Source organism: Ferrimicrobium sp. (assembly GCF_027319265.1).
GTDB lineage: Bacteria > Actinomycetota > Acidimicrobiia > Acidimicrobiales > Acidimicrobiaceae > Ferrimicrobium.
In genome coordinates this window covers 1-5,858 of the sequence record NZ_DAHVNP010000017.1, presented here as the reverse complement: position 1 = coordinate 5,858, position 5,858 = coordinate 1, and the positions used below count along the sequence as shown (strand labels likewise).

The window sequence follows — 5,858 nt, the reverse complement described above, 5'->3', positions numbered from 1 at the left end:
GGGGAGGATCTTGTAACCGACGGGGCTATGGGCTGGTGCTCACAGATGCTGGTTCGCCAACTCGGCATAACTGCTCTTCTTGTGGATCTCGGTGCACATTCCAAAGCCTGGACATAACCCAAGATCGTATCGAGAGCACGCACCGTTGGCAGCGAATGGCGACTCGTGCACCATGTTTGCGAAACGCTAGTCCGCAGCTTGATCCGCTGGGATTACCCAAACGCTTTGTCGTCTATCGACGATCAACAGGTCAGGATCGTGGTGGATCTCCATCATGGTGGGACCCGCTGGGACCTGTTCTCGAAACGTCAGTGCACCGGAGTGCAAGACTGTCTGCTGACATCTCCAACGAAACTAAGGGGCCTTCCAGTGAGATCCAGGATGCAACAACGCATTCCTCCTCGAGCACCCCCACCGCGAGGGGAACAATACCTGTCACTGCGTCAGACTTCGAAGCAAACTCGTCCATCAACTCCCAGTTAGTGAGGGGTAATGAGGTTTCGGACATCACGCCTATGTGTGCCATCCGGAACCGGCAACCATCGCATTGCATTGTCCATCGTTAACCATCGAAACGATGGACAGCGATAGCATTTCTCCTGTTCAGATGCGATGGAATGGAGAAGATAGCCTCGATCCTGACAGACCGGAAACCGAGTAGGGGCGCTTGACCAACCATATGCTTCCATAGGAGTCGACCCACTCCAGTTCCGATGCAATCGGGCTCAACGAAGAGCATGCCGAGCTCACCTTTGGGCGGACTCCCTTCAAGGGTGTAAAAACCCACGATGCGATGCGAACTATTGAGCCGACTTGCTCACCAACTAGAACGCCAAACACCGTTTCCCACGCAACCTATGGCGTAGTGACGCCGGACTCTGGCGCCTTCTTGCGAGAGTCCGACACGATCACCGAATGTTCGGGTTGGAGAAGAGAATCTCAGATCACATTGGCGAAGCGATTGATTCCTAAATTTGGTTGCGCAATGGGCAGCGGCACTTGAGCTCGCACCGCGACATCCATCCGACCATCGAGACGATGTTCGGATGGCGAATTGAACCAATTCATCAAGCGTGGCATGGAAGAAACATCGCCGTAGTCTGCTTCTCGGTCGGCACTGACTGCTAGTTCGGTTGCTGCGACAATTTAGGTTGTCGTGTCAAGCATCAAATCAAAGGGGATGTGCTCTGCGTCGGGATAGCCAAAGGGGGCAGCGATAGCGGCACTTGCAGCGGCGAGCGCCTTGCAGCCGGGTTGGGAGGCAACGACCTGGGCAGAGGCCATGTCCAGAGATTGACAAGCACAAGAAGTTCTGCGTCTATTTGCACTTGCAACAGTTTGGCAGCTTTGCCAGTAGCGCTCACCCCATTTACCTCCCCTTTTATCGCGATGAGGTCACTCTTTCAGTCAAAAGTCGGTTCGCGCGTGCGGGATCGCTTTAACTCGAAGAAACCGTCAGTACCGGCAACGAGCAGAACCCCATCCCAGAGCCGACCCGCAGCCTCGCCTTTGGGGGCAGGGATAACTATGGGGCCAAAGAAGGCCACGGTTTCCCCGCTTACTCCCGGCGCATGGATAACCGGGGTACCGACTTCGTCGCCAACAGGATCCATCCCGGCGTGATGGCTCGCGCGAAGTGCTCTGTCAAAGTCAGTGCTCTTGGCCACATCGGCAAGAGAAGCGGGTAGACCCACCTCGGACAGAGCTTCGAGGTAGAGTTCTCGATCGATATCGCGTCCCAAGGGGTGCAGGCGGGTGCCGAGCGCCTCGTAAAGGGAGCGCAGCGCTTCGGGACCGTAGTTCTCCTCGACCGCGATGGCGATGCGCACTGGACCCCAGCCGATGTCGAGTAAGCGTTGATATCGCTCCGGCAAGTTCTCGCGACCTTCGTTGAGCACCGACAGGCTCATGACGTGGAACTGCGCGACGATAGGCCGCACTCGCTCAACCTCCAACAACCAGCGCGAGGTCATCCAGGCGTATGGGCAAATTGGATCGACCCATAGGTCTACCTTGATTTGTGTCATCGGCCTCCCTTCGTTGATCCTCATTCCCTTGTGAGCCCTAAAGACGTCCTAGCTTAGGCTGGGGCGACATTTTCGACGTGCACAGATGTCTCTTGGGGCGCTTTGACTCCATGCCACGTGCACTAACTCTTCCAGCAGGTCAAAATCACAACGATCGAGAGAGACTTTGATCCAGCCGTAGCGGCCAACATAGGGAGCGATGGAGAAGACTTCAGGGTCTTTGGCCACCAGCTCCGCTTGATTACCGAGCGAAGCCTTCATCGTCGCCGTGGATCCATCTGGAGCCAACGTCAAAAATAGCTTCCTCCCGACCCGAAAGGTAGGCTTGCCCCACGTCTCTTTCTCTTGGACATCGGGAAGGGCCAATGCGACAGACCGGAGCCAATCTTCAGCGATCATCACCGGTTACTCGCCAGACTCCAAGGAGGCTACGATCTCGGGTAGATCGAGCACGCGCAACCAGGTACCGTCGGCTTGTCGTCGACAGACTTGGGCCCGTGCTCCCCTACCGTCTTTGGCAACCGTGGCGGTCAAGGCGATGTCTCCACTGACAAGTGCTGGCAGGGGCTCTTCGGGTTCGAAGCGCGGAGCCGCCTCCAAAACCATCTTCCATAGTTGGAAGATGGCGTCGCGTCCGGCAGTCTGGCCGCCTGGCGGGTACGCCATCACGGCTTGGTCCTCGTAGAGATCGGCGATGCCAGTGGCGTCGCCTGCGTTGGCCCGCTCTACGAACAGATAGGTAATGTCTTCGGGTTTCATGGCTCTTTGGATCTGGGACATTCAAGTTCTCCCTTCTTGGATGGTCGCTCTTATGGCCACCTTAGCGCTCCAGCAAGCAGAAGTGACAGATCAATCTGTTCTCGTTACTAGAATCATCGGTTATGGAACTAAGGCAGCTCGAGTACTTTATCGCAGTAGCCGAAGAGGGGAGCTTCACCAAGGCTGCAACCAAGGTCCATGTGGCCCAGCCAGGCGTGAGCGCACAGGTCCGCCGTCTCGAACGTGAACTCGGCGAGATCCTTTTCGATCGCTCGGATCGGAACGTACGTCTCACGGCGGCCGGAATGGCTCTGCTTCCCCATGCACGTGCTGCACTCGGCGCCGTTGCCAACAGCCGGCTCGCCATGGACGAGCTCGTTGGACTTGTGCGCGGGAGCGTGAAGGTAGGCATGATCACTTCATGTGCCTCAGTTGAGTTCGCCGAGCTACTTGCCGGCTTTCATCGGGATCATCCCGGCGTCGAGATCTCGCTGTCGGAGGCCACCTCCGACCGCCTCCTTGACGGAATCATTAGCGGAACATTCGATCTGGCGTGGGTCGGTCTCGCAGGGCCATGTCCGGGTGGAGTCGCGTCCCAAGTCATCACCGACGAAAAACTCGTAGCGGCGGTCAGCCACCATCATCCTCTCGCAGGTAAGTCATCGATTCGCCTCCAAGAGTTAGCCGATCAGCCCCTCATCTGCCTCCCCAAGGGTACCGGAATTCGTACCTGCCTTGATCAAGCCTGTGCGAGCGTCGGGTTCGCACCACGAGTAGCGCTGGAGGCGAGTGCGCTCGACCTTGTCATGCAGCTTGCCCAGCAAGATCTCGGTATTGCGATCCTTCCCGAGTCGCTTGCCGCCTACAGCTCTGATCTGCACCCCCTCGCAGTAACTAAACCTTCGATGAGATCTCGCATCGAACTTGTTTGGCGAGCGGACGAAGGGTCTAGCCCAGCTGCCAAGGCACTCGTTCGCCATGCCCGTGCAGTCCTTAGCAAAGACAGCGATGACAAATGATAGTGCATTGGAACCCCGTCGTCTAGCGTCGCGGGACCACTGAACTCCCTGCCGGCTGTGATTGTTTATCGACACGCAGTTCCTTGCAAAAGGGGAAACCGCAGCGATCCTGCACGGTGTGTTGAGTCCTCATCCTCGGGTAGGACGTCGCACTCGGGTCATCGACTTTGAAGACTCGCGCTTGAGTTCACACAGATGCCCATGCGGACGCAGTCACATGGTACGCTCGTACTCAAAAGAGAGTGGCAGCCACATGAACCGCGCCACGATCTCGGTTAGCGAACTCAATTGCTAATCGGCATGTCCACCACGTTGTCGGAATACTCTTTACAGTGAAGCCTGAAATGTTTTCTCCAGTTCTTAGGAGTTGTGCAAGTACGAGGATCTACCTTATTGCTTCTCGATGCCTAGACTCTCAACACATAGCTGGTCCGACCCGGCAAAAAATGCGCCGTACAGAACGGCTTCCTGATTTCGATTCACCTCGTTTGTTCTACAGGCGTCTGCTCAGTCTTGGAAGGCTCATGCTCTCCAGTTAGTTCGATGCGAGGCTAGTTTGTGGCGACACGCTCAGGGAACATCTTGGCAAACTTCCCGCCGCGAATGTCTCATACCGGCTTGCGAGGGAGAGTGGTGGACCCAAGATCTTCGAGTGAAGATCGTAGTGATTCTCGCTTCGAGGGCTCAAATTGGCGCAGTAGCGGCCTTATCCCTGATTCCGATGAAGTCATTCCACGTGGGTTTTGACCGGAGTACCGAATCGAAGTTACTATCGAGGCGTCAACACGCAGAACTCGTGACCATCAGGATCTACCATGACCACCCAGCTCACCTCTCCCTGGCCGATTTCGACCCGGCTCGCCCCGAGCGAGACAAGACGATCGACTTCTGCTTGCTGATCACCGCCGAGGGGTGGGGCAATATGGAAGTGCAGCCGGTACTTGCCGGTCTTCGGTGCCAGCGGAGGTCCTCCCCAGGTGATCTTTAGACCACCACGAGGCGAGCGAATGGCAGTTTCCTCGTTCTGATCCCAGACCAACGGCCAACCTAGTGTCCCTAGCCGGAAATTCCTTCAATAAGGAATTTTCAACTCTTACGCCTGGTTATCCCAGTTGGTATCTACTCTGGGAGGTAGTCGGTTATGGGAAAGCAGGAAGAGCAATCAATAAATGAGGATCGTGCAAGGAACGTCGGTGGACGTCCCATCCTCTATCACGTGACGCTCTCAAAGGAGGAACGAGAGCACTTAGAGGCCCTTGTTCGTCAAACCACGGCCCCACAGGCTCAGGTGCGTCGAGCCAAGATCGCTTTGTACGCAGCTGAGGGGATGGGTACCACCGAGATTGCCAGAAAACTCTCGCTATCAGCGCAAACAGTAGATAAGTAGAGAAGACGGTTCTCATTGTTTGGGGTAAAGACACTCTCGGATGCACCAAGATCTGGGACTCCAAGAACCCACGGGGATGACAAGATCGCGGAGATCATCAAACTCACTACCACGACCACTCCACCCGACTCATCAACCCATTGGTCAACCAACACCATGGCAGCCCTAGCTGGTGTGTCTCCTTCCACGGTTGGGAGGATCTGGTGAACCTTTGGACTCAAACTGCACATTTCGCTCATTTCGGACACCGAATCCGGAGTTTTCGGACAGTCTCAGGTGGGGTGTGTTCGGTAGCCATCTGGTGCCGCGCTTAACCCCTACCTCACCTCCTTTCTGGTGATGGTTCTTGGTCGGTGATCGATCGTTCTCATCCTAGGTGTGGGGCCTCCTGTCATCGGTTCGCATTGGGTGACTGGACCACTTTGCGCATCGATTCTCCGTTCAACTCGATTCGGTGAAGATTCGTCGTCAGTCGGTCGAGGAGCGCGTCAGCGATCGTTGGGTCACCAATGCTTGTGTACCAGCTCGCGACTTAGCAGCTGTGAGGTGAGAATCGTGGAGCGCAGTCCATGACGATCCTCGATCACCTCTAGGGTGTCACTGGCGGCATCTGGACTGATGGGTCGAATGAGAAAGTCATCGAGTATCAACACCTCCACCTTGGAT

At 56.1% G+C, this 5,858-nt stretch carries 7 protein-coding genes and 4 pseudogenes; 3 read left to right on the top strand and 8 right to left on the bottom strand.

Features of this window, described 5'->3' with window-relative positions:
* Positions 1 to 562: 562 nt before the first annotated feature.
* The 5 genes and pseudogenes from M7439_RS12945 to M7439_RS01885 all read right to left on the bottom strand — a co-directional run bounded on the left by M7439_RS12945 (position 563) and on the right by M7439_RS01885 (position 2,807).
* Positions 563 to 787 carry a GNAT family N-acetyltransferase gene (locus M7439_RS12945; protein ID WP_374045738.1) on the bottom strand — a complete coding sequence of 75 codons (225 nt, stop codon included), beginning with the start codon at positions 785 to 787 and terminating at the stop codon, positions 563 to 565.
* A 359-nt stretch (positions 788 to 1,146) separates the two neighbouring features.
* Positions 1,147 to 1,296: pseudogene (locus tag M7439_RS01900) on the bottom strand (isocitrate lyase/phosphoenolpyruvate mutase family protein); the annotation flags it as partial.
* 107 nt (positions 1,297 to 1,403) lie between these two features.
* Positions 1,404 to 2,027: a disulfide bond formation protein DsbA gene (locus tag M7439_RS01895; protein WP_298347401.1), complete on the bottom strand. Its 624-nt coding sequence runs from the start codon at positions 2,025 to 2,027 to the stop codon at positions 1,404 to 1,406.
* Between the two features lie 48 nt (positions 2,028 to 2,075).
* Positions 2,076 to 2,426 (bottom strand): MmcQ/YjbR family DNA-binding protein, encoded by a 351-nt coding sequence (locus M7439_RS01890; protein ID WP_298347406.1) that lies wholly within the window; start codon positions 2,424 to 2,426, stop codon positions 2,076 to 2,078.
* A 6-nt stretch (positions 2,427 to 2,432) separates the two neighbouring features.
* Positions 2,433 to 2,807 carry a nuclear transport factor 2 family protein gene (locus M7439_RS01885; RefSeq protein ID WP_298347402.1) on the bottom strand — a complete coding sequence of 125 codons (375 nt, stop codon included), beginning with the start codon at positions 2,805 to 2,807 and terminating at the stop codon, positions 2,433 to 2,435.
* Between the two features lie 101 nt (positions 2,808 to 2,908).
* Here M7439_RS01885 and M7439_RS01880 point away from each other — a divergent pair, with 101 nt between their 5' ends.
* Complete coding sequence (locus tag M7439_RS01880; protein WP_298347403.1) at positions 2,909 to 3,805, top strand: LysR family transcriptional regulator; 897 nt, start codon at positions 2,909 to 2,911, stop codon at positions 3,803 to 3,805.
* Between the two features lie 769 nt (positions 3,806 to 4,574).
* On the opposite strand, the pseudogene M7439_RS01875 reads toward M7439_RS01880, so the two are convergent.
* Positions 4,575 to 4,856 (bottom strand): annotated as a pseudogene (locus tag M7439_RS01875) (VOC family protein); the annotation flags it as partial.
* Between the two features lie 90 nt (positions 4,857 to 4,946).
* Here M7439_RS01875 and M7439_RS01870 point away from each other — a divergent pair.
* Entirely contained in the window at positions 4,947 to 5,192 is a 246-nt protein-coding gene (locus M7439_RS01870; protein WP_298343187.1) for a hypothetical protein, read from the top strand.
* Positions 5,193 to 5,204: 12 nt separating this feature from the next.
* Positions 5,205 to 5,399: pseudogene (locus M7439_RS12940) on the top strand (helix-turn-helix domain-containing protein); the annotation flags it as partial.
* A gap of 184 nt (positions 5,400 to 5,583) precedes the next feature.
* Here M7439_RS12940 and M7439_RS01865 read toward each other — a convergent pair.
* Together M7439_RS01865 and M7439_RS12935 are read right to left on the bottom strand one after the other, a co-directional pair.
* Positions 5,584 to 5,709 (bottom strand): annotated as a pseudogene (locus M7439_RS01865) (ATP-binding protein); the annotation flags it as partial.
* Positions 5,696 to 5,845: an ATP-binding protein gene (locus M7439_RS12935; protein WP_374045739.1), complete on the bottom strand. Its 150-nt coding sequence runs from the start codon at positions 5,843 to 5,845 to the stop codon at positions 5,696 to 5,698. The pseudogene M7439_RS01865 and the gene M7439_RS12935, both read right to left, overlap by 14 nt.
* Between the last annotated feature and the right edge of the window lie 13 nt (positions 5,846 to 5,858).